17 protein-coding genes and 1 pseudogene are annotated in these 22294 nt (G+C 71.1%); 12 read left to right on the forward strand and 6 right to left on the reverse strand.

Annotation, left to right across the window (positions count from 1 at the left end; all coding sequences use genetic code 11):
* Positions 1–37: 37 nt before the first annotated feature.
* The 4 genes and pseudogenes from AB0J57_RS27325 to AB0J57_RS27340 all read left to right on the forward strand — a co-directional run.
* Positions 38–274: pseudogene (locus AB0J57_RS27325) on the forward strand (transposase); the annotation flags it as partial.
* A gap of 373 nt (positions 275–647) precedes the next feature.
* A complete protein-coding gene (locus AB0J57_RS27330) occupies positions 648–1415 on the forward strand; it encodes a GNAT family N-acetyltransferase (RefSeq protein WP_366130942.1) in 768 nt (255 codons plus the stop codon).
* A 340-nt stretch (positions 1416–1755) separates the two neighbouring features.
* Positions 1756–2148 carry a DUF2267 domain-containing protein gene (locus AB0J57_RS27335; protein ID WP_366130943.1) on the forward strand — a complete coding sequence of 131 codons (393 nt, stop codon included), beginning with the start codon at positions 1756–1758 and terminating at the stop codon, positions 2146–2148.
* A 78-nt stretch (positions 2149–2226) separates the two neighbouring features.
* Complete coding sequence (locus AB0J57_RS27340) at positions 2227–2790, forward strand: VanZ family protein (protein WP_366130944.1); 564 nt, start codon at positions 2227–2229, stop codon at positions 2788–2790.
* 133 nt (positions 2791–2923) lie between these two features.
* Here the strand turns inward: AB0J57_RS27340 and AB0J57_RS27345 are convergent, their stop codons facing one another.
* From AB0J57_RS27345 to AB0J57_RS27355, 3 genes are all read right to left on the reverse strand, one after another.
* Positions 2924–4483 carry a carboxylesterase family protein gene (locus AB0J57_RS27345; RefSeq protein WP_366130945.1) on the reverse strand — a complete coding sequence of 520 codons (1560 nt, stop codon included), beginning with the start codon at positions 4481–4483 and terminating at the stop codon, positions 2924–2926.
* 203 nt (positions 4484–4686) lie between these two features.
* Positions 4687–5592 carry a 5'/3'-nucleotidase SurE gene (surE, locus tag AB0J57_RS27350; RefSeq protein ID WP_366130946.1) on the reverse strand — a complete coding sequence of 302 codons (906 nt, stop codon included), beginning with the start codon at positions 5590–5592 and terminating at the stop codon, positions 4687–4689.
* 113 nt (positions 5593–5705) lie between these two features.
* Positions 5706–6950, reverse strand: a complete 1245-nt coding sequence (locus tag AB0J57_RS27355; protein WP_366130947.1) for an MFS transporter — start codon at positions 6948–6950, stop codon at positions 5706–5708.
* A 730-nt stretch (positions 6951–7680) separates the two neighbouring features.
* Here AB0J57_RS27355 and AB0J57_RS27360 point away from each other — a divergent pair.
* The 3 genes from AB0J57_RS27360 (at position 7681) to AB0J57_RS27370 (ending at position 12180) form a co-directional block, all read left to right on the forward strand.
* Positions 7681–8307 (forward strand): phosphatase PAP2 family protein, encoded by a 627-nt coding sequence (locus tag AB0J57_RS27360; RefSeq protein ID WP_366130948.1) that lies wholly within the window; start codon positions 7681–7683, stop codon positions 8305–8307.
* A 182-nt stretch (positions 8308–8489) separates the two neighbouring features.
* Positions 8490–10124, forward strand: coding sequence for a carboxylesterase family protein (locus AB0J57_RS27365; protein WP_366130949.1), 1635 nt, complete (start codon positions 8490–8492; stop codon positions 10122–10124).
* A 181-nt stretch (positions 10125–10305) separates the two neighbouring features.
* Positions 10306–12180: a glycoside hydrolase family 3 N-terminal domain-containing protein gene (locus AB0J57_RS27370; RefSeq protein WP_366130950.1), complete on the forward strand. Its 1875-nt coding sequence runs from the start codon at positions 10306–10308 to the stop codon at positions 12178–12180.
* A gap of 70 nt (positions 12181–12250) precedes the next feature.
* On the opposite strand, the gene AB0J57_RS27375 is transcribed toward AB0J57_RS27370, so the two are convergent.
* Positions 12251–13615, reverse strand: a complete 1365-nt coding sequence (locus tag AB0J57_RS27375) for a cytochrome P450 (RefSeq protein ID WP_366130951.1) — start codon at positions 13613–13615, stop codon at positions 12251–12253.
* 72 nt (positions 13616–13687) lie between these two features.
* Between AB0J57_RS27375 and AB0J57_RS27380 the strand changes: the two genes are divergently transcribed.
* Positions 13688–14737, forward strand: a complete 1050-nt coding sequence (locus tag AB0J57_RS27380; RefSeq protein WP_366130953.1) for a LacI family DNA-binding transcriptional regulator — start codon at positions 13688–13690, stop codon at positions 14735–14737.
* Here the strand turns inward: AB0J57_RS27380 and AB0J57_RS27385 are convergent.
* Both AB0J57_RS27385 and AB0J57_RS27390 read right to left on the reverse strand, forming a co-directional pair.
* A complete protein-coding gene (locus AB0J57_RS27385) occupies positions 14725–15471 on the reverse strand; it encodes a phosphatase PAP2 family protein (protein ID WP_366130955.1) in 747 nt (248 codons plus the stop codon). The genes AB0J57_RS27380 and AB0J57_RS27385 overlap by 13 nt on opposite strands.
* Positions 15472–15642: 171 nt before the next feature.
* Complete coding sequence (locus AB0J57_RS27390; RefSeq protein ID WP_366130956.1) at positions 15643–16578, reverse strand: alpha/beta hydrolase; 936 nt, start codon at positions 16576–16578, stop codon at positions 15643–15645.
* A gap of 456 nt (positions 16579–17034) precedes the next feature.
* On the opposite strand from AB0J57_RS27390, the gene AB0J57_RS27395 reads away from it, so the two are divergent.
* The 4 genes from AB0J57_RS27395 to AB0J57_RS27410 all read left to right on the forward strand — a co-directional run bounded on the left by AB0J57_RS27395 (position 17035) and on the right by AB0J57_RS27410 (position 22265).
* A complete protein-coding gene (locus tag AB0J57_RS27395) occupies positions 17035–17403 on the forward strand; it encodes an ATP-binding protein (RefSeq protein WP_366130958.1) in 369 nt (122 codons plus the stop codon).
* Between the two features lie 163 nt (positions 17404–17566).
* Positions 17567–19192, forward strand: a complete 1626-nt coding sequence (locus AB0J57_RS27400; RefSeq protein WP_366130959.1) for an AMP-binding protein — start codon at positions 17567–17569, stop codon at positions 19190–19192.
* 93 nt (positions 19193–19285) lie between these two features.
* Positions 19286–19780 (forward strand): thioesterase family protein, encoded by a 495-nt coding sequence (locus AB0J57_RS27405; RefSeq protein WP_366130960.1) that lies wholly within the window; start codon positions 19286–19288, stop codon positions 19778–19780.
* A 97-nt stretch (positions 19781–19877) separates the two neighbouring features.
* A complete protein-coding gene (locus AB0J57_RS27410) occupies positions 19878–22265 on the forward strand; it encodes a bifunctional salicylyl-CoA 5-hydroxylase/oxidoreductase (protein WP_366130961.1) in 2388 nt (795 codons plus the stop codon).
* The last annotated feature ends 29 nt before the right edge of the window (positions 22266–22294 follow it).

Genomic DNA, 22294 nt, shown 5'->3' on the forward strand with positions numbered 1-22294 from the left:
CGCCGCTGCGGGCGGTCAGGGTCAGAGCGCGGCACAGCGGCTACACGCCGACAAGGCGTACGGCTTCGATCACCTGAGGGACGGCTGCGGCGCCGGCAGATCGTGCCGCGCACCGCCCGCGCGGCATCGAGTCTTCTGGCCGACCCGGCCGGCACCGCTGGGTGGTCGAGCGCACTCTGTCCTGGCCGGGCGGCTGCCGCCGCCTGCGCTGCCGCTACGAGCGCAAGGCCGAGCCTTCCTCGCGTTCGTCGGCCTGGCCAGTGCCCTGATCTGCTCTCGGGCCCTACCGGCAACCAAGCGGCCTCCTGAACGGCTGCGCGGGACTCCGTTCCGCGAGACGCACTGCTGGGCTCTACCCTGCGGATAATGCCTTGCCTGCCGCAACCAGCAGTGGAAGAGTGACCGCGCTCTGCGACCTTGCAGACCAACTCACGGTGAGGAACGACAGCCAATGATCTCGGCGTCCCCCAGTGGCCGCCGTCGGCACTGAGCAGCCCGCTCCGAAGCGAGCGCATCAGCCTGCCAGCCACGACCATCCTGCACGGCGGCCCCACGATGCGGTGCCTGACGCACCGCCACTCTTCCCCGCCCGAACTCCCTGAGTTCGTCATGGGCTCATCCTGAGACTTCGTGAGGTCAAACCCACCATGGACATCCAGGTCCAGAGCTTTGCCGTCGCCAACCTCCGCCGCCGCCCTGTCGTCGTGGAGACCGGCGGTTTCGTCGCGGGCTTCAACCCCGACACCGACAGCCCGTACCTCAACTACGCGACCCCGCTGCCCGGAGCCGAACCGACCGAGCGGGACGTCACGGCACTGATCGGCGTCTTCCGGGAGCGCGGCCTGCTGCCGCGGCTGGAATTCGTGCCGGAGGCCGCGCCCAGCGTGGCGCCGGCTCTGCGGGCATCGGGCTTTCACACCGAGGCGGTGCACGAGTACCTCGTCTGCACCCCCGACACGATGACGGCCCCTCGGTCCGCCAACGCCCCGCGCGTCGAGATCCCGGACACTGACGAGGAGTACGCCGCGCTGGATGCCGCGCTTGCTGAGGCGTTCGGCGGCGTCTTCGCCTCCTCCGAGCAGGGTGCGGCCCGCTTGCGGCGCACCCAGCAAGGCGGCGGCGCGGTGCGATTTGTCCGCGCCCCGGAGGGTGGCTGCGCCGGCGGAGCCTCCTGCTCTCCGCCGGCCGAAGACACCGCCGAGCTGTCCGGCGTCGGTACCCGCCCGGCCCACCGCGGCCGCGGCATCGCCGCCGCCGTGACCGCCGCGCTGAGCGAGGCGATGTTCGCCCAGGGGGCCGGATCGGTCTGGCTGGAGTACGCCGGCGAGGGCTCCCGCCGCGTCTATGAGCGCGTCGGCTACAAGCCGCAGGGCACCCGCCTCTACCTCTCGCTGCCCCTCAAACAGCGAGGCTGAGGGCACAGTCCCGACTCGGGGCGGCCACCGCCCCGAGTCTCTGCCCCGCCACTCGACCCGGCTGGCATGGCCTCGGGCGAGGTCCTGCTCGACGGCTTGTCGGTCGAGGGCAGTGGTGTCGGGACCGCCGGTTGCGCAAGCGGGTGGCTGCCGAGGTCGGTGAACAGTTCGACCCGATTCTGTCGCGATGCGCGGGGCTCACCCGCACAGTCGAGCACTTGCTCCGTTCCGAGCCGGCGCAGGAATGCCGCACCCGATGCCGGGTAGCCGAATGGTCACTCTGCGTGGCTATATGCCTACCGGCGCCACCGCGGTGGTGCGACCGAAGGAAGGAGCGGCTATGAACGCGTCCGTGGAAGTGCTGCTTGACCGGGTCCAGGCGCGCGGAGGCTACGCGGTGCGGCAGGAGGCGGCCGGGGCGGTGCAGAGCGTGCTGGAGGTGTTGGGCGCACATCTGGTGGGTGATGACCGCACGGACCTCGCCGGTCTGCTGCCCCGGCAGTGCGGCCCGCTCCTCACCGAGGTCTCGCCGGCCAGTGAACCCCTGACACCCTCGGGTTTCGTCGAAGCCGTGGCCGCACGCGATGACCTCGATGTCGCGCAGGCCCGCCGTGCCGTCACCGCGGTGCTCGCCACGGTCGCGGAGGTGGCCGACGACGCGCTGTTGCGCCGTATCCTCACCCAGCTTCCGCCGGGACATGCCGGCTTGTTCGGCCGTACGGACCCGGCGTGAACCGCGGCGCACCGCGTACCGCCCGTCCGAGCGGGTAGCGGACAGCGCAAGCAGACCAACCCTGACTGGGGGCTCGTGATGGCACGTTCAGTCCTGCACGACAAAACCACGAAGGAACCGGAGAGAAGGAGCGCACCTGGCGGCGCGCCACGGCTCTCCAGGGTCGGGCGAGCGGTGGCCATGCTGCTGGCTTTCGCTGGGACAGTGGTCTTCGCGGTGCTGCTGGCCCGGCTGACGCTGGAGCCGTCGGCTGCTTCCGAGTCGTTGACGCACAGCAACCTGCGCCCGGGTGATTCCATCCGCGACTACCTCGCGCAGCCGGCCTTCCGTGACACCGTCAAACAACTCGGCGGCAACATTGCGCTGGGCATACCGTTCGGCCTGCTGCTGCCGGTGCTCGCGCCCCGCGCCCGGGGGCTCGTTCGCGTCATAGCGGTCACCGCGCTGGTGATGACGCTGGTCGAGTTGGTCCAGGGCGCCCTGATCACCGGGCGAGCCTTCGACATCGACGACGTCCTGCTCAACACGACGGGAGCCCTGCTGGGCTACCTGCTGATCGGTCGCCGACTGGGCCGCGCCGTACATCCCCGCCGCCGGCACTGGTGGCACCGCTTCACACGGCAACCGCCCCCCGGTGGCTGACAGTTGGCTGGGTGCGCGCCCGCTGAGCGGGGGCGTACCCAGCCGTCTGGAGCGTCCAGGTGTGGGCAGCGGCCTTCGCTCACCGCGGTTCACGCGCTGACGGGCCGGTAGACGGTCAGCGCCTCCGTCAGCTTCAGGCCTCGGGTGCCCTCCTGGCCGTCGAAGGGGACTGACCGATCCAGAAGTCGCACTGGTGGTCCGCCGCGAAGGCGGTCGAGGTGCGGGTGTTCTCGGGGTTGAGGGTCAGGACCTGGTACCGGGAGTCGGCGGGTGGCCATCGGGTGTCGCCAGGGATGTCGGGGTCGGCCGTGCGGGCGAACGCTGCCCAGCGGCGTTTCATGCGGTCGGCGAGTCTTGTCTGGTCGGGCGTGAGCGGGCGGTCGGCCATCGTGAAGTCGTGCAGGTAGGCGAGTTCGGCGCTGTGTGCGTTGGCCATGTCCACGCCCGGGACCTGGGCTCCGTGGAGCGTGGGCGAGTTCGGGTCGTCGAACTCGTAGACGTAGGTGGGGACCTGTGAGGCGAAGGTCCGCGCGGTGGTGAGCGTGTGGCAGGCGAAGGTCGAGTCGGTGAGGACAGCCGACAGGGCGTCGTACGGAGTGGGGTACGCGGCCACGGGGTAACGGGCCAGCACCTGCGGTGCCGCCTGTCCGTGCGTGGCGTTGATCCTGTCGGTGTACTCCTGCGCCGTGAGGTACGGCTGGGTGAGCGCGACGAAGAACCGGGCTTCGGCCCGGGTGCTGCCGATGAGGATCGGAACCTTGTTCCATGAGCCGGCGGCGATGGCCTCGGACGGCTGGGTGGGCAGCAGACCGTCGCCGAAGGCAGGTCCGGACGTGGGATGCGTACGGGCGGCGGCGATGAGGTCTGCGGCCGGTGCCCTGCGAAGGCAGGCGGCGCGTGTGGCGGAGTCGGGACAGCCCGCCGCGGCGGAGAAGTCCCGTGCTTCGTCGGCGGCACGGGAGGCGCTGGGGGCACGCAGCAGGGTGCACGGCCCGCTCTGGAGGACGGCGCGGGAGAACAACCGGGCGGCTTGGGGTGAGGTGAGCATGGCGCAGATGGAGCCGCTGCCGGCGGACTGGCCCCAGAGGGTGATGCGGGCGGGGTCCCCGCCGAACGCCGCGATGTTGCCGCGCGTCCACTTCAGCGCCGCGACCTGGTCCATCAGCCCGTACGATCCGGAACCGAGCGCGTTGTCGCGGGCGAGTTCCGGAGCGGCGAGGTATCCGAGCTGCCCGAGGCGGTAGTTGATGCTCACGACCACGCTGCTGGTGAGTTCGGCCATGGTACGGCCGCCGAACTGCGTTCCGGTGCCCTGGCTGTAGCCGCCGCCGTGGATCCAGAGGAGGACGGGCAGGCGGTCACCGGGGCGGGTGTGGCGTGGCCGGTACACGTCCAGGTAGAGGCAGTCCTCACTGACGGCGCCGGGGTCACGGAGCCCGAAGGGTGAGAATTGCAGGCACGCGTGAGCCTGCTGGGTGGCATCCCGGGTCCCGCTCCAATGTGCGGCGTGTTGCGGTGGCTGGAACCGGAGGTGGCCCACCGGTGGCGCGGCGTAGGGGACGCCCAGGAACTGCTCGGCCCGGCCGTCGGTCTCTCCGGCGAGCCGGCCCTGCCCGATGGTGACGACGGGCCGGGCGGTAGCGGTGGCTTGGGGCTGTGTGGCGGTCGCCGGTTTGGCGAACAGCGTTGCCACAGCGAGTGTCAGTGCCAGGACGGTCGAGGGGATGGACGAGCGTGGTCTCTTCACTTCTCCTCCAAGGCAAGGCGCGCACAGTGCAGTTCAGGACCCCGGGCGGACATGGGCATCGTCCGGCCAGAGGCCGCCTCCCGTCCGGGCAACCTGAGCTGCCGGGACGGGAGCGGGCATGGCATACCGGCCGCCCGGCCGCCTGTGTCCTACGGACGCAGGCCGGCGAGCAGCGTTGCCGTCTTGGCGAAGTCCGCGTGGTCGGTGTTCCAGTTGGGCGAGATGGGAGTGATGGACACCTTGTCGGCGCTGATCGCTTCCACATCGCCACCCTTCTGCGCGGGCGTCGACACCACGGTGACGTTCACCTTCCAGGTGCCGTCACCGGAGTCGGTGTAGTCGGCCTTGAGGACGGGCTGCGGGTCCTGGGTGGTGACGGCGGCACCTCGGGCGGTGCCCGTCCCGTCGGTACCGACCACCGGGTGGTTGAGGTTCAGGCCGACTCCCTCGGGGAGGAGACGCCCGTTCTGCGCCTTCGCCCGGAGGCGCTCGATGAGCTTGACGGTGAAGTCGTTGGTGGGCCGCATGGCGTTGAAGATGGGCTCCGGGACCGGCACCGTCAGTCCTCCGGTGCTCACGGCGATCGCGGGCACACCGTGTTCCAGGGCGGCCACAGCGCCGCCGACCGTCCCGGAGTGAGTGGCGAGGGCGGCCACGTTGGGACCGAAGTTGGTGCCGGAGACGACCAGGTCCGGGGCACGGTCGGCGAACACCTCGGACATGCCGAAGGACACCGAGTCGCCCGGCGTGCCGTCCACCGCCCACACCCGGGGCTCAGGGTGCTTGACCGTGATGGTCGTGCCGCTCATCATCTTCGTCCCGGTGCCGCTCTGATTGGTGAGCGGGGCGACGATGGTGACGTCGTGGCCGGCGGCGGTCAGCCGCTGGAACATCATGCGGATGCCGGGGGCGTTGTAGCCGTCGTCGTTGGTCAGCAGGATGCGCAGCGGGCCGGACGGCGTGGCCTGCGGCGCGGCGCTCGCCGGCACCGTACCGGCGAGGGCCGGTGTGCACAGCAGCAGAGCGGCCAGGGGCAGAACTCGCTTGCGTCTCACGGGTGCTCCTTCAATGCGGCGGGAGAATCGGGGGAGGGGGAAGGAACCGGCGGGCACATGACCCCCGGCATGCGCCCGCCGGGGCTTTCACACGGCTCGGTGTCCGTGTCCGGTCAGCGCACTCCGCGGATCGGGAGGATGGCCAGGGCGCCCAGCAGGGACAGGGCCCCGCCGAGAAGGAACAGCGGGGTATAGCCGCCGAGCGTCGTCACGATGACGGAGGCGACGAAGGGCGCGACGATCTGCGGACCGGCGTTGGCGATGTTCAGTACGCCCATGTCGCGGGCGGCGTCCTCCGCGCGGGGCAGCACCAGGGTGACCACCGCGGTGTCCACCGCCATGAAGCAGCCGAAGGCGAGGCCGTTGAGGGCACTGAACACGAGCATGCCGGTCCAGGTGGGGCTGATGACGGGGACGGCCATCACGAGCCCGGCGAGCGCGGCCGACACACCGACGAAGACCTTTCGCCGGTCCCAGCGGTCGGACAACAGCCCGCCGACGACCGTGGACAAGGCCATCGCGACCATCGACACCGGCGTGAGGATCGCCATCGCCCCGGCCGGCTGGAGGCCGGCGGGGAGTGCGATGTGGTCGTCCAGGATGTAGAGCTGGTAGCCCACGACGGAGAAGTAACCGAGCACCATCAGAGCCCGCCCGATGAACGCCCACCGGAAGTCGTGGTGGGCCAGAGCGGACAGGAAGGCGGCGATCCGCTCCCGCCGCGAGACGGACGGCGCCGGTTCGCGTGGCGGTGCGTCACGGCAGAAGGTGGTGAGGAGGAGCGCCGCGCCGGCCGCCACGGCTCCCAGCACCAGGTAGCCGAGCGTCAGGCGGCCCGAGGTCTGCGAGGCGATCATCACGCCGACGGTGCCGCCGATCGGCAGTCCCAGTCCGACGAGTGCGGACGCCGTGCCGCGGCGGGCGGCCGGGATCCGGTCGGGCACGACGGCGGTGACGGCGGCCTGGTAGACGTTCATGGTGGCCTGCACCAGGCACCATCCGATGCCGACCAGCAGCGCGGTGTGCACACTGCCGAGGAACGCCAGCCCGGCGAAGGAGGCGAGCGCGCCGCCGAGGATCCACGGGTTCCTGCGGCCGGTCCGGTCCGACAGGGCGCCGGCGATCGGGTTGAACGCGGTCGCGAAGACCGAGCTCACACCACCGACGACGCCCAGGATCGCCACCTTGTCGGCCGGGTCGATCATGGCGATCTGGGTCGGCAGCAGCACAGCGCCCACGCCCATGTAGACGGCGAGCATGGAGGAGTTGGCGACCAGGAGCAGCAGCATGAGGCCGCGCTGGCGGGGCGGAGGCACCTCTTCCGGTGCCTTCGGCTGGATCAGTTCATCAGCGGTCATGGTGACCCCCGGGCAGTGCGGGCGCGTGGGCCGCGCGACAGGGGATGGGGCAATGCATGTCGACTCCTCGAGCACGGAGCTGAGCGCTGGAGCGGGAGGGAGGGGAGGGGAGGGGGAAGAACGCCGGATGAGGGGTTGACCGGCAGCGACCACGGATGTCGACGGTGTAGTTACACGTGTCAAGCGCCGCGGGTACGCCTTGTGTAGCACCTGTGGCGGGATTTGAGTAGGGCCTTGCGGGATCCGGATGGCAATAGTGACCGTTGCGGGACCTATTGCAGTTACACGTGTGGCTACTCGTGGGTCGCTCTTGTGTCCGCCGCCACGGCCGGGCCAGTCTTGGCCTGAAACCGCCCTCGACGGTGTCTCGCGCTGCTGCGGCCGCTCCGTGCGACCGCGCATGGGGACGGCGTCGTCGGCACTCTTCCGCCGTTGCGCCACGGTCGCCCGGCCGGTGCGGCGATGGTCCTGCGCCCGCATCCCGTGCGGGCGATGGTCGCGCCCGTATCCCGTGCGGGTGATGGCCCCCGCCCATGCCCCGTGCGGGTGATGGCCCCCGCCCATGCCCCGCACGAGAACCGTGCGGCGTGTTCATGCTCCCGCCGGCTCGCCGGTCGCTCACCGCAGTCCTGGAAGGTCAGCCATGCCTCGTTCGGACGCCGCAACCCGTTCGCAGTCGCCGCCCGATTTGCCTCCTCCGGTCCCCGCTGCTCCACCGCGCGGAGCGCTGGTGACCGGTTCCGTCTTGCTGATGGCCGCTCTGGCGACCGGCCTCGCCGTGCTCGGTGAAGGGCGACCGGCGTTTCAGGGTGTCGACGATCGCTGGATGGGCTTGATGAACGGGTCGCGGAGCGATGCGGTGACGGGCGTCGCCCATGTCCTCGACACCCTCGGTGGCCCCCTCGGCATGATCTTGCCTCTTGTTGTGACCGGCTGCCTCTGTGTCTACGGACGGTGGAGATCCGCGGTGTTCGTGTTCACCGCGAGCATCGTGTCCAACGTCGTCGTCGTGCTCCCTCTGAAGCAGCTCGTCGACCGCCCGCGCCCACCGCAGCCCTGGGTTCTGGTGAACGACGGATCCTTCCCTTCCGGCCAGGTCTTCACGGTGACAACCCTCGTGATGGCCGTGGGCGTGGTGCTCTTCCCGCCGCTCGCGCGACGCTGTTGGTGGATCTTCGCCGCCGCCCTGGTGGCGGCGATGATGTGGAGCCGCACATGGCTGCACGCCCAGTGGCTCACTGACACAGTGGCCGGCGCTGCCGCCGGGGCGGGCTGTGTGCTGGTGCTGTGGCGGGCCTTCGCCCACCTGTTGGCGGAAGAGGCCGCACGTGCCGCGTCCGGCCGCCTGTGGGACTGACGTACGCCACCAGCAGCAGCTCTCCCATCTCGGATGATTGACGGTCGCTAAATATTCAACATAGCCTCCTGATGCAGCCCGGCCGTCGCGCCGCGGCGAAGGCTCTGCCCGACGACTTCCGGAACCGCCCAGCAGCGGCATTGCCGGCGCGTCTGGGGGACCGTTGACCAAGGAGGAGATTCATGGCTGACGCACGAGGTCAGGCGCCACCCGTCGTACAGTTGCCGGCCGGTCGGCTGCGCGGCGGCGTCGAGGGTGGCGTCACGGTGTTCAAAGGCGTGCCCTACGCCGCACCCCCGGTGGGAGAGCTGCGGTGGCGCGCCGCACAGCCGCACCCCGGCTGGAGCGGCACGCGGGACGCGACGGCGTACGGGCCGAGCGCGCCGCAGATGTTCAGGGAAGGGGGCGATCCCGTCCTGGGCGGTCACGGATTCCCGCCTTTCGACGACGACTGCCTGACGCTGAACGTGTGGACGCCGGCGGCCGATGACGCCCGGCGGCCCGTGCTGGTCTGGATCCACGGCGGCGGATTCCTCTCCGGCTCCGGATCGTTGCCCATCTACTCGGGTGAGACCTTCGCGCGCGACGGTGACCTGGTGGTTGTGACCCTCAACTACCGCCTCGGCCCGCTTGGTTACCTGTCCTTCGATGAAGAGACAGGCGAAGGCGCAGCCGAAGAGACAGCCGAAGAGACAGCCGAAGAGGCAGCCCAAGAGGCAGCCCAAGAGGCAGCCCAAGGGGCAGCCGAAGAGACGCATCCCGCCAACGTCTGGCTTACGGACCAGATGGCCGCGCTGCACTGGGTCCGGGACAACATCGCCCACTTCGGCGGAGACCCCGGGAACATCACCGTCGCCGGGCAGTCCGGCGGAGCCGTGTCCACCGCTGCCCTTGCCGGGCACCCGGAAGCGCGGAAGCTGTTCAGGCGAGCCATCCTCCAGAGCCCGCCCTGGGGGCTGCGCATCCCCTCCCGTGACGAGTACCGGCAGCGGACCGCCGCCTATCTGGAGTTCGCCGGCGTGAAGAGCGTCGACGAACTCCGTCGCCTGCCGTGGCCACGGCTGATCGAGGCTGCCGGGGGCTTGTTCGCGCACACCATGCGCTGGGGCTACTGGACCACCCCGTTCCTCCCGGTGCGCGACGACGTCACACTCTTCCGCCACCCCGCGGAAACCCTCCTTCATGGCGCTGCGACGGACATCGACGTCCTCGTGGGCTGGACCCGGGAAGAAGCGAACTTCGCATTCGCGCTCGACCCGGGATACGCGACAGCCACCCGCGATCACGTGCTCGACAGGATCAGGGACAGCTTCGCCGACGAATCGGCCGCCGGTGTGTACGCCGAGTACGCGCGTACCCGCCCCGGCGCCGGGCCGACCGAGGTGCTCATGGACCTGATCACGGACGAGTTGTTCCGGGGGCCCTGCCTGGAGTTCGCGGAGGCGAGGGCGGCTCTCGGGCGTCCGGTGTGGGCGTACCAGTTCGACTTCCCGGCGCCCGCGCACGGCGGCAGGCTCGCCGCCGCCCACTGCCTGGAACTCCCCTTCGTCTTCGACAACCTCGACCGCTGGGCGCACGCTCCCCTCGTCGAAGGGATCGATCCGGTCGTCGCGGAGGGGCTCGCGAAGGCCATGCACGAGGCGTGGATCGCCTTCGTCCGCACGGGCGATCCCAACCACGCGGGCATGCCGACGTGGGAGCCCTACCGCGCGGAGGCCCGCGCCACCATGCGCTTCGACTCCGTCACCGGTCCCGTGAACGACCTGGCAGGGCAAGCGCGCCGCCTGCATGGCCGGCGGACGTCGGCCTCGCGGTAATCCTCGAAGCAATACCGCATCCGAAAAACCTCAGAGGTACCGGACTCGGTGCGGTCGTTACACGTGTAACCTCATAGCCGGCCGCCGAGGAGGAGGGCAGCGGCCGGGCCGGTCCCCTGCCTTGACGGTTCGGGACCGGCGTCCCCTCCCGAGTCACGCCCACCAAACGGAAGAGACCCCTATGGCCCACCACGCGACGGCCCGGCCGCGTACCCTCACCGCTCCCGACGGCACGGCCTTCCGTGATCTGAACGGCAACGGGGTGATGGAGCCCTACGAGAACCCGCACCTGCCCGTGGACGAGCGGGTCGCCGACCTCGTCGGCCGCATGACCCTCGAGGAGAAGGCCGGCCTGCTCTTCCACACCATGATCGCGATCAATCCGGACGGATTGCTGGTGGAGCCCGATCCGGGAGCACCCGACGACGATCCGATGCGGGCCTCCACCTCCGCCATGGTGACCGGCAAGCTCATGAACCACTTCAACCTCTTCGGCGCCGCGGCGCCGCGCCGGATGGCCGAGTGGAACAACCGTCTCCAGGACCTGGCCGCGACGACCCGTCTGGGCATCCCGGTGACCATCTCCACCGACCCCCGCCACGGCTTCGTCGACAACCCGGCCGCGAGCGCGCAGACCGAGGGTTTCTCCCTGTGGCCCGAGCCGCCCGGTCTCGCCGCGATCGGGGACGAGGAGCTCGTCAGCCGGCACGCCGACATCGTCCGCCGTGAGTACCTCGCCGTCGGGATCCGCCTGGCGCTGCACCCCATGGCCGACCTCGCCACTGAGCCACGCTGGGCCCGCGTCCTGGGTACCTTCGGCTCCGACGCCCACGTGGCGGCCCGCATGGTCGGCGCCTACATCCGCGGTCTCCAGGGCGAGACGCTCGGCACGAGCAGCGTGGCCGCCATGACCAAGCACTTCCCGGGGGCGGGCCCGCAGTTGAACGGGGAGGACGCCCACTTCCCGTATGGGCGCGCACAGGTCTATCCCGGCGGCAACTTCGACTACCACCTGATCCCCTTCGAGGCCGCCTTCGCGGCCGGCACGTCGCAGATCATGCCCTACTACGCCCTACCCGTCGGCACGCCGTACGAAGAGGTGGGCTTCGGCTTCAACAAGGGCATCATCACCGGCCTGCTGCGCGAGAAGTACGGCTTCGACGGCATCGTCTGCACCGACTGGGGCCTGGTCACCGACAGCCGGATCTTCGGAGCCCCCTTTCCCGCCCGTGCCTGGGGGGTCGAGCACCTGGACCGGCTCAGCCGTGTGGAACGCATCCTCGACGCCGGCGCCGACCAGCTCGGCGGCGAGGCCGCGCCCGAACTCGTCGTCGAACTGGTGCGCACCGGAAGGGTCGGCGTCGGACGCCTCGACGCGTCGGTGGCGCGCCTGCTGCGCGAGAAGTTCGTCCTGGGCCTCTTCGACGATCCGTACGTCGACCCGGACGCCGCCGAGCGGATCTGCGGCAACGACGAGTTCACCGCGGCGGGCCTCGCCGCCCAGAGCCGCTCGATCACGATGCTCAAGGACCGCCCGGGAGAGGCGTCCGCGCCGCTGCTACCGCTCACGGCCGGCACCCGGCTCCACGTCCAGGGTGTGGACCCCGAGGTCGCCGGGCGCTACGCCACCGTGGTGGACAGCCCGGCAGAGGCCGACGTCGCGCTGATCCGGATCGCCACCCCGTACGACAAACGGACCGAGGGCTTCGAGAGCTTCTTCCGCGCGGGCCGGCTCGCCTTCACCGAGGAGGAATTGCGGCCGTTGCTGGAGACGGCCGCGGCCGTGCCGACCGTCTTCGCCATCTTCCTCGACCGCCCCGCGGTCATTCCGGAGATCGCGGAGAAGGCGGCAGCCCTCGTGGCCGACTACGGCGCGTCGGACACCGCCCTGCTGGACGTCCTCTTCGGCCGTACCAGGGCTGAAGGACGGCTCCCCTTCGAGCTCGCCCGCACCATGGACGCCGTCGCCGCCGGACATGAGGACGTGCCCAACGATTGCGGGGACCCGCTCTTTCCGTACGGGCACGGGCTGGATGTGGAGCCGCTCCCGCAGTGAAACGATCACGTCGAGGGGGCGCCGCCGGGCACGGCTCCGTGCCCGGCGGCGCCCCCTCTCGTGGGGCGGGTCACCAGCCGCCGAGGGAGTTCCACCAGCTCCAGCGCTGCGGCGCCGCCTCCCGCGCCGCCGCGCTGTCGTCGCGGCGCTTGTCCGGCGCGTCCATGATCCCGAGAGGCGGTGCGACAGCACCACGGCAGGTGTCCGCAGGGCCGTCCGGGGAGAACACCACCGGGAGTTCGGCCGGGGCACCGGACCATGGTGAGGGCCGGCGGAGCAGCGCCGCTTCCGGGGCGGCGGGGCGGAGGCCGGGGAGCCGGTCCAGCAGCACCTCGACGGCCGATTCCGTGATCACGCGGGCCGTGTCCTTGGCGGGGCAGCCGTGGGCGCCGGTGCCCCAGGCCACGTGGGCACGCGTGCGGGACACCGGAGTGTCCCGGAGCTGGGGGTCGGCGTTGGCCGCCGCCAGGCAGGGGATCACCAGGTCACCGGCGCGAATGCGGCACCCAGCCAGGACGACATCCGCCGTTGCCCAGCGGCCGGTGATGTTCGGCACCGGTGCGCCGGTCCCGAGAGCGTGCTCGACGAGACGAGGCACGAGGCTTCCGGGCGCCGTCGCGCGGGCCGGCCCGTCGTGGGCGAAGAAGGACCGCACCGCGCTGGCGATCCAGCCGATGGTGCTCTCGCAACCCGTCAGAACGAGAGCCAGCAGGTTGTGCGCGATCTCGTCATCGGTCAGCGGGGTCGCATGGGCCAGCCACGACGGAAGGTCCGGTGCCGGTGCGACGCTCCGTTCGGCCACCAGCCGGCGCATGGCGGCCAGCAGCTCCGCCTCCGCGTCGGCGGCAGCGGGAAAGCCGTTCACGACGGTCGCGGCCAGGTGGTCGAGCGTGGTGACCGAACCGTCCGACACGCCCAGCAGATGGGCGAAGACGTGCCACACCACAGGACGGGCGTACTGGGCCATGAGGTCGGCGGTACCCCGTGCGGCCCAGGCGTCCACCAGGGCGTCGGCCCGGTGTCGGACCAGGCGGCTCAGCCTCCGCGGGTCGATGTGCTCCAGGACCGCGATCACCGCACGGCGATGCCGCAGGTGCTCGTCGCCGTCGAGCCGGGACACCGCGGGACGCGGGCCCAGGAGAGGCAGCAAGGGCGTGTCCTTCGGGAGCAGCCCGTAGGAGAGGGCGCTCCAGCGGTACGGGTCACTGGAGAAGAGCCGTGCGTTCCAGATGACCTCCAGCACCTCCCGGTGGCCGAGCACCAGCCAGCCGGCGACACCCGGGGCGATCTCCACGGCGACGACCGGCCCCCGGTGCCTGCGCATGAACGCGTACACGGCGTCGAAATCCCGTTCCGCCGCCGGCCCGTGCAGCGCGATGAGACCGCCTGCGTACGGGCACTCGGGCGCGGAACCGCCGTGGCTCCCTCGATCCATCCGACTCCTTCACTGCGACCCTGGCCGGGACCGGAGGTGCCCGGCGAAACCGGTAACGCGTGTAACCTGGGATTGAGCTGGTCAGAGGACCGGTGGGAACGGGAGAAGGACGTCATGGGCAAGGAGCCGACCGCACCGGTCGCCGTCACGAGCGCCGATGTGGCGCGTCTGGCGGGGGTGTCGCGGGCCACCGTGTCCTTCGTCCTCAACAACAGCCAGACACACCGAGTCAGCGACACCACGCGTGCCCGAGTGCTGGCGGCGGCGCAGCAACTCGGTTACGTACCGCACGCCGCCGCCCGGTCGCTGAGGGCCGGCCGGAGCAACCTCGTCCTCATGCCGGCGTCCGTCTCGGCGGCCGGCCGTCTGGTCAGCGCCTGGGTCGACGACCTGCAAGGCGAACTGGAGCGCCACGGCTACGTCACCGTGCTGCACGCCGGACGCTTCCCCGACGTCGTGAGCGCTGCCCGCGCCTGGGCGGAACTGCGCCCGGCCGCCGTGGTGGCCCTCGACGGTGACAGCCTGACCGGTCAGGCCGCCGACGTCCTGCGCAGGGCCGGGGTGCGTGGTCTGATGGCGTTCGGCTCGCGGGAGGTCGAGGGCGTCCACACCATCGACTTCGACCACGCACGCGTCGGCGCGCTCGCCGCCGAGCACCTCGTCTCGCGCGGGCGGCGGAACATCGGCGTGATCATGCCGCGGGAGCGCGGCCTGGCGACCTTCGCCCGGCCACGGCTGGCCGGAGCCCAGGGAGTCGCCGCCCGAAGCACGGCCGCCGTCACAGCGGTGGAGATGTCCTACACCCACGAGTCCGCCGCCGAGCTCGCCCAGCGCTGGCCGCGACTGGGCCTGGACGGGGTGTTCGCCTACAACGACGAGTACGCGGCGCTCCTGCTGCACGCCCTGCGCAACGAGGGCATCTCCGTCCCGGAAGAGGTGGCCGTGGTAGGGGCCGACGACCTGGTGCTGTCGGCCTTGCAGCAACCGCCGCTGACGACCGTCCGTTTGGACCTGCCCACGCCCGCCCGTGTCGCCGACTCCCTGCACGAGCTGGTCGACCGCGGTGCACCCCCCGAGGTTCCGGGCATGGAGCCGGTGCTCGTCCACCGTCAGTCCTCGTGACCTGGAGGTTCGCCGGAGGCGGCCCGGCGCGCCTCTGCTTCCCGGAGCAGTAGCGGTGTGAAGAGCCACCACAGCAGGAGTGCGGCTCCCGCCCCGGTGGTGGCGCCGGCCAGTGTGTCGCTGAGCCAGTGCGCGTGCAGCCAGGTGCGGCTCCACATCATCGCCACCGTGAGGGCGGCACCCGCGGCCCACCAAACCCGTCGCCCGGCCGCGGGAACGAACAGGACGCCCACGACCACCACGAGCAGCGCCGTCCCGGCCACGTGACCGGAGGGGAACGAACCGTGGTCCACCCGGACCAGCGGGTCGGCCGGGCGCGGTCGGTCCACCCAGAACTTGAGGGCCTGGACGACGAGCAGGTTGCCCACCGCGTAGACGGTGAGAAGACACAGCAGCGACTGCCATCGCTTCCGTACGGAGAGGAAGACCAGCAACCCCACAGGGACCACCACTCCCAGCGGCCCGCCCAGCCAGTTGAGCACGGCGGCCACGGCCGCGTAGGGGCCGTCGTGCGGGCCCCCCATCCAGCGCAGCCAGGAGTCGTCGACGCTCTGGAAGACCGGCCGGGCGGGACGCGCGAGGACGGCGGCGGCGAGCGCGGCGGTGACGAGCAGGAAGATCACTCCGAGCGCGAGCGCGCCGGACCGTCGTGGTGGCGGGGAGTGGTGGCGGTGGCGGTGCCGCGCCGGGTCCGAAGCCCGGGTGTGAGGTTCAGTGGCCGGAGTGACGGTCATGGGGTACCTCTCGCGGCCGTGCTGCGTCACCGGCCGATGGGAAGGGAATGGTGGGACGGCTCGCCGGAGCCGCGCCGGAGGAGGCCCGGCGCGAATCCGGAAGCGCGATCGGGGAGAGGGTGCGGGACACCGTCCTGGCGGCGCCCCGCACGGGTGCTCAGCGGCGATTGATCAGCGGCGACCGATCACGCCGGGGTCTGCGCCCAGGTGGCGGGCGAGGAAGGCGACGCTTTCGGAGACGATCGGCGTCACGTCGGGGGTGCCGAGGAAGATGTGGTCGGCGCCCTCCACCGGTTGCAGGGTGACCTGACCACCGGCGCGCTCCAGGGCCTCGGCGAGGACTTCGCTCTGGCTGTACGGCACGAGGCCGTCGGCCGTTCCGTGGATCAGGAGGAAGGGAGGCGGAGAGGCCGTGCCGGCGTAGGTGACCGGGCTGGCGGCACGGGCGAGTTCCGGGTGCTGTTCGGTGGTGCCGCCCAGCAGCGCGGTGAACGGGTTGGGGTACTCGGCGCCGGAGGGCGAGGGCGGCAGAGCGTGGGAGAGCAGCGGGCCCACGTCCGTGACCCCGTACCAGTCGACCACGGCCCGGACCGCGCTGTCCTCGTCCCGTACGCCCTCGGCGCCCTCCAACGCGGCCGCGGCCTCGGAGCCGTCGGCGCGGACGAGCCCCGCGAGGGCGGCCAGGTGGCCGCCCGCCGACTCGCCCCAGACCCCGATCCTGTCCTTGTCGATGCCGAGGTCGGCGGCGAAGCGGCGCACGTACCGGATGGCGGCCTTCACGTCATGAAGCTGCGCCGGAAAGGGCGCCTCCAGGCTGTGCCGGTAATCGATGGTCACCAGGGCGAGCCCGGCCCCCAGGACCATGCCGTGCAGCAGCTCGACGGGCACGGTCGGCGGCGGGAAGCGGCGGTCACCCTCCAGCCAGCCACCGCCGTGGATCCACACGACGGCCGGAACCGGGTGCTCGGATGCCGGTACGTGGGCGTCGAGCAGACGCGGCCGGTATCCGGGCGTGCTCGCGTAGGTCACTCCTTCGAAGCTGCGCACGCCGCCCTGGCGGACCAGCGGCGGCGCCGGTGCGAGGAACGGAGGCGGGGGCCATCCCATGTCGGCTTCGGCAGCCGGCTGCGCAGCCGGGGCTGTGGGAGGAGATTGCGTCATGTCCGCCTCTTTCTGTGGGCGTGTGTTCAGCGTCCGGCTGGAGGGCGGAGCGCACCGGAGTCGTCCGGAGGAGCGCAGCACGCCCGGCCGTCACGCTCGGGCTCAGGAATTTCCCGATATATGTCCGAATTGCCTTGTGCTCGCATCGGGTGCGACTTAGGCTGTTACACGTGTAACACAACTAGCGCGACGCAGTAAACGCCTGACAGCAGGGAAGTCGTTCGATGTGACCGCCGCAGGTTACACGAGACAGCAAGGCGGCGCCGCCCCTCTCGCCGGGGAGTCCCCATGCTCAGCCCCCTTTCACCCGCGGCCGGTCCGGTTCCTCTCTCGCTGTGTACGGCGCCGGTTCGCCCCGCTCCGCCCCCCGCTCGCCGACTCGTCCACTGGATGGTGAAACCGGTGACCTCCGTGGTCCCCAGGGTGCGAGCGTCCGTCCGCAGCGCGCTCGAGGAGTGGGACGTCTCTCCGGAGCGGACCGAGGCGCTGGTGCTCGCCGTGACGGAACTCGTGTCCAATGCGATCCGGCACGTGGACGTCATGGCCGGTCGGCTGCGTGTCACGGTCACCTTCAGCCGCGGCTGGCTGCAGCTCGACGTCGCCGATGGAGACCCTCGTCTGCCGCGCATCGGCCTGGATGCCGACATGGAGGCGGAGAGCGGTCGCGGCCTCATGATCCTGGGCTTTCTGGCGTGCGAGGCCGGTGGTGAGCTGGCGGCGTTCCGCACTGGTCCCGGCAAGGTCGTCAGGGTCCGCGTCCCGGCCACTTGACCACCCGCCCGCGTGCCCTCGCTCCGGCCGCCAGGCAGGGCTCCGGTGCGGGCCGGCGAGGAGGCCGCCGCAAAAATCATGTGGCGAAATCTTGACGCCCGTCAATGAAACGAAATACTTGCCGCACTCCCTCCGCTGCCCCCGAGACCGAGGTGTGCGCCCCATGGAGCTCTCCCCGTCCGCCCACGTGGACACCTTCTGCCGTGACCGGCTTCCACCGTTCTCCCTCTGGCCCGAACTCCACTTCGACCTGCCGGAGTTGACGTATCCCGACCGTCTCAACTGCGCCGTCCGTCTGCTCGACGACGCCGTCGTACGCTGGGGGGCCGACCGGCCCTGTCTGCTCACCCCGACCGACCGCTGGACCTACGGCGACCTGCTGCGCCACGCCAACCAGGTCGCCCAGGTCCTCACCGAGGACCTCGGGCTGCGACCCGGAAACCGCGTCCTGCTGCGCGGGCCCAACAACCCCTGGCTCGTGGCCGCCTGGTTCGGCGTACTCAAGGCGGGCGGCGTCGCGGTCACGACCATGCCGATGCTGCGAGCCGCGGAACTCGCCCAACTGCACGACATCAGCCGGACCACCGTCGCCTTGTGCGACCACCGGTACGTCGACGAGCTCGAGGCCGCCGGCACACCCGGCCTGGCCCTCGTCCCCTACGGCGGCGACGGTGCCGACGACCTGACGCGGCGGTGCGCGGCCAAGGACGGCGCGTTCCGCAACGTGGCCACCGCCGCCGACGATGTCGCCCTGATCGCCTTCACCTCCGGTACGACCGGGCGGCCCAAGGCGACGATGCACTTCCACCGCGATGTGCTCGCCAACGCCGACACGTTCTCCCGGCACATCGTCAAACCGCGTCAGGACGATGTGTTCACCGGCACGCCACCGCTCGCCTTCACCTTCGGGCTCGGCGGCCTCGTCGTCTTCCCGCTCCACGTCGGGGCGGCGACGCTGCTGATCGAGCAGGCGTCACCGGAGAGGCTGGCCGACCTCGTCGCCGAGCACGGTGTCACGGTCCTGTTCACCGCGCCCACCGCGTACCGGGCGATCATGGCCGCCGGCGCCGTCGACCGCCTGACGGGTCTGCGCCGCTGCGTGTCCGCCGGGGAGGCGCTGCCGGCGCAGGTGTGGCAGGACTTCCACGCCGCGACGGGGCTGCGCATCATCGACGGAATCGGCGCCACCGAGATGCTGCACGTGTTCATCTCCGCCGCCGACGACGACATCCGCCCCGGGGCAACGGGCAAGCCCGTCCCCGGCTACCGCGCCATGGTCGTCGGTGAAAACGGTGCACCCGTCCCCGATGGAGAGCCGGGCCTCCTCGCGGTCACCGGCCCCACCGGGTGCCGTTACCTCGACGATCCACGCCAGACGACGTACGTCAGGAACGGCTGGAACATCACGGGCGACACCTACATACGCGACCGTGACGGCTACTTCTGGTACGTGGCCCGCAGCGACGACATGATCGTCTCCTCCGGCTACAACATCGCCGGCCCCGAGGTCGAGAAGGCGCTCCTCACCCATCCCCACGTGACGGACTGCGGCGTGGTCGGCGCACCGGACGAGCGGCGCGGCATGGTCGTGAAGGCGTACGTGGTGCTGCGTGACGGCGTCGCCGCCGACGACGTGACCGTCAAGGAACTCCAGAACCACGTCAAGCGGACCATCGCGCCCTACAAGTACCCGCGCGCCGTCGAGTTCGTCACCGAACTGCCGCGCACCAGCAACGGAAAGCTCCAGCGCGGCGCGCTGCGCCGGCGCGCCGCGAACACGGCCGGCTAGCACACCTCCGCCCCCTCCGAGCGCGCGCACCGCTCAACGCGGCCTCAAGGCCGATTCCCACGGCCGATCCGATCGCCCGACGAAAGGCACCCCATGGAAACCGACGGCCCCCGGCAGAAGACCCGACCGATCGGCACCTGCGCCGGCGAATGCCCCGAAGCCCTGGAGGCGAACCTGCCCGGCATCGTCATCGAGCGGCGCGTCGAATGGCCCGACACCGATGCCGCCGGTCACTACCACCACTCCACCGTGGTGCGCTGGGTGGAGGCGGCCGAGGCCGCCTTGCTGCGGCGCCTGGGCCTGGGCCACCTCTTCGGCAGCACACCGCGCGTCCACTTCGAGGCCGACTACCGCGCGCGGCTGTGGTTCGGCGACCTCGTGCGCATCGAGCTGCGCGTCACCAAGGTCGGGACCGCTTCCCTGCACTACGCCTTCACGGTCCGAGGCCAGGGCGACGAGGAGGCGGCCGCCGGCCGGATGGTGATCGCCCACTCCGCCGCCCGGGCTTCCGGCACCACGCCCTGGCCGGACGAGGTGCGCGACCTGCTGACCAAGGCGGGCCCGCAGGCCCCGGAAGTCCTTACCTGATCGAGCGGACCATGCGAACTTCTCTACTGTATAGAGCTTTCTTGACGACCGAAGGAATTACGGCATACGTTCTTCCTCGAACCCCAAGGAGGACGCCGTGCGCGTAGCAGTCATCGGAGGAGGCCCCGGCGGGCTGTACTTCGCCGCCCTGGCCAAACAGCTCTCCCCGCACTGGGAGCTCACCGTCTGGGAGCGCAACGCGGCCGACGACACCTTCGGATTCGGCGTGGTGTTCTCCGACGAGACCCTCGACGGCATCGCGCAGGCCGACCCGGAGATCCACGAGGCCATGTCGGCCGAGTTCGCCCGCTGGAGCGACATCGACGTCCGCTACAAGGGCCAGGTCCTCACCTCGGGCGGCCACGGCTTCGCCGCGCTCGGGCGCAAGCGCCTGCTGCAGATCCTCCAGGAGCGGTGCGCGGCACTTGAGGTGGACGTCCGCTACCGCACGCAGGCCCCGCCCGCGTCCGAACTCGCCGAGGAATACGACCTGGTGGTGGCGAGCGACGGTGTCCGGTCGGCGACACGAAGCGCGTTCGCCGGCACCTTCGCACCGGACCTGGACGAGCGGCACTGCCGCTACATGTGGCTCGCGACCGACAAGGTCTTCGAAGCCTTCACCTTCATCGTCGCCGAGCGGGACTTCGGCACGCTTCAGGTCCACGCGTACCCGTTCGACGCCACCCGCAGCACCTTCATTGTCGAGATCGACGAGCACTCCTGGCGGCAGGCGGGATTCGAAACGTTCGCCGCCCGCGACTTCCCGCCCGGAACCAGCGACGAGGAAAGCATCCGGCTGTGCGAGGAGATCCTCGCGGACCACCTCGACGGCCACCGGCTGATTCCCAACGGCTCCAAGTGGATCCGCTTCACCACTGTGCGGAACACGACCTGGCGTCACGAGAACGTCGTCCTGCTGGGCGACGCGGCCCACACCGCGCACTTCTCCATCGGCTCCGGCACCAAACTGGCCATGGAGGACGCACTCGCCCTGGCCGCCTGCCTCCACGAGCACCCCGACGTGCCGAGCGCGCTGGCCGCGTACGAGGCCGAACGCAAGCCGGTCGTCGAGTCCACCCAGAGGGCCGCACAGGCGAGTCTCGAATGGTTCGAGAACGTGGGCCGCTACACCGGGCAGGAGCCCCTTCAGTTCGCGTTCAACCTGCTCACGCGCAGCCGCCGCGTCACGTACGACAACCTGCGCGTGCGAGACCAGCAGTTCACCGACGCGGTGGACACCTGGCACGCGGCCGCCACCTCGGTCGCACCGCCGGTCGCCACGCCGGCGGGCGTCGCCGCACCGCCCATGTTCCGGCCCTTCCGGCTCGGCGGGCTGTGCCTGCGCAACCGCGTCGTCGTACCGCCCACCGCGCTGTACGCCGCACAGGGCGGGGTGCCCGGGGACTTCGACCTCGTCCACCTGAGCACGCAGTCCATCGGCGGCTCCGCTCTGGTCATCGCCGGCATGACGGCCGTCAGCGCCGACGGTCGGGCCACGCCCCGCTGCCCCGGCCTGTACTCCGACGAGCAGGAAGCGGCCTGGCGCCGGATCACCGACTTCGTCCGCCGACAGTCGGACGCCTGCCTGGGCATCCAGTTGACCCACGCCGGGCGCCGCGCCGCGACCGGGACGCCGCGGGCGGACGGCCGGTGCGTTCCTCTCGGCGAGGAGGGGTGGCCACTGGTCGCCGCGTCCGCCCTTCCCTGGGACGCGGGGAGCGCGACACCTCGCGAGGCCACGCGCGCCGACATGGAGGCCATCGTGCGGGACTTCGCCGCCGCCGCCCGCCGCGCCGACCGCGCCGGCTTCGACGCCCTGGAACTGCAATACGGGCACGGGCACTTGATGTCCGGCTTCCTTTCACCGCTGACCAACAAGCGGACCGATTCCTACGGCGGCAGCCTCGCGAACAGGATGCGGTTCCCCTTGGAGGTGCTGCGCGCCGTCCGTGCCGTCTGGCCCTTCGGCAAGGCCCTGATCGTCCGGATCTCGGCGGCCGACTGGGCGGAAGGCGGCATCAGTGAACCCGAGGTCGTCGACCTCTGCCGCGCCCTGGCGGAGGCCGGGGCGGACGCCATCGACGTGTCGACCGGCGAGGTCGTCGCCCACGAGCGGCCGCGCCACGGCCGCAGCTACCAGACGCCCTACGCCGACCTGATCCGCAACGCCACCGGCATACCCGTCATCGCGGTGGGCGCCATCTCCACGTACGACGACGTCAACTCCCTCATCCTGGCCGGCCGTGCCGACCTGTGCGCCGTAGGCCGCGCCCAACTGCACGACCCACTGTGGACGCTCCACGCCGCGGCCGCCCAGCAGTACACCGGCCCTGCGGCGCCCTGGCCGGCGTCGTGGAAGGCCGGCAGCGGCAGACCGCCGGGCGCCCGTACCGACCGCGTACCGCCCCGCCTCCACCTGCTCCGCGACCTTCCCGCCCCCGTGCACCAGCGGTGGCTTCCCCAGCCCGCGGCGACAGCCGTCTGACACGGAGGAACAGGAGCCCCATATGGAGC

The sequence above is a fragment of the Streptomyces sp. NPDC049837 genome (assembly GCF_040674455.1).
In the GTDB taxonomy this organism is placed as follows: Bacteria; Actinomycetota; Actinomycetes; order Streptomycetales; family Streptomycetaceae; genus Streptomyces.

Bases quoted from the DNA above. Each gene is read 5' to 3' on its own strand.
- AB0J57_RS27330 (WP_366130942.1), top strand. From the start codon at position 648: ATGGACATCCAGGTCCAGAGCTTTGCCGTCGCCAACCTCCGCCGCCGC.
- AB0J57_RS27335 (WP_366130943.1), top strand. From the start codon at position 1,756: ATGAACGCGTCCGTGGAAGTGCTGCTTGACCGGGTCCAGGCGCGCGGA.
- AB0J57_RS27340 (WP_366130944.1), top strand. From the start codon at position 2,227: ATGGCACGTTCAGTCCTGCACGACAAAACCACGAAGGAACCGGAGAGA.
- AB0J57_RS27355 (WP_366130947.1), bottom strand. From the start codon at position 6,950: ATGACCGCTGATGAACTGATCCAGCCGAAGGCACCGGAAGAGGTGCCT.
- AB0J57_RS27365 (WP_366130949.1), top strand. From the start codon at position 8,490: ATGGCTGACGCACGAGGTCAGGCGCCACCCGTCGTACAGTTGCCGGCC.
- AB0J57_RS27370 (WP_366130950.1), top strand. From the start codon at position 10,306: ATGGCCCACCACGCGACGGCCCGGCCGCGTACCCTCACCGCTCCCGAC.
- AB0J57_RS27375 (WP_366130951.1), bottom strand. From the start codon at position 13,615: ATGGATCGAGGGAGCCACGGCGGTTCCGCGCCCGAGTGCCCGTACGCA.
- AB0J57_RS27385 (WP_366130955.1), bottom strand. From the start codon at position 15,471: ATGACCGTCACTCCGGCCACTGAACCTCACACCCGGGCTTCGGACCCG.
- AB0J57_RS27390 (WP_366130956.1), bottom strand. From the start codon at position 16,578: ATGGGATGGCCCCCGCCTCCGTTCCTCGCACCGGCGCCGCCGCTGGTC.
- AB0J57_RS27400 (WP_366130959.1), top strand. From the start codon at position 17,567: ATGGAGCTCTCCCCGTCCGCCCACGTGGACACCTTCTGCCGTGACCGG.
- AB0J57_RS27405 (WP_366130960.1), top strand. From the start codon at position 19,286: ATGGAAACCGACGGCCCCCGGCAGAAGACCCGACCGATCGGCACCTGC.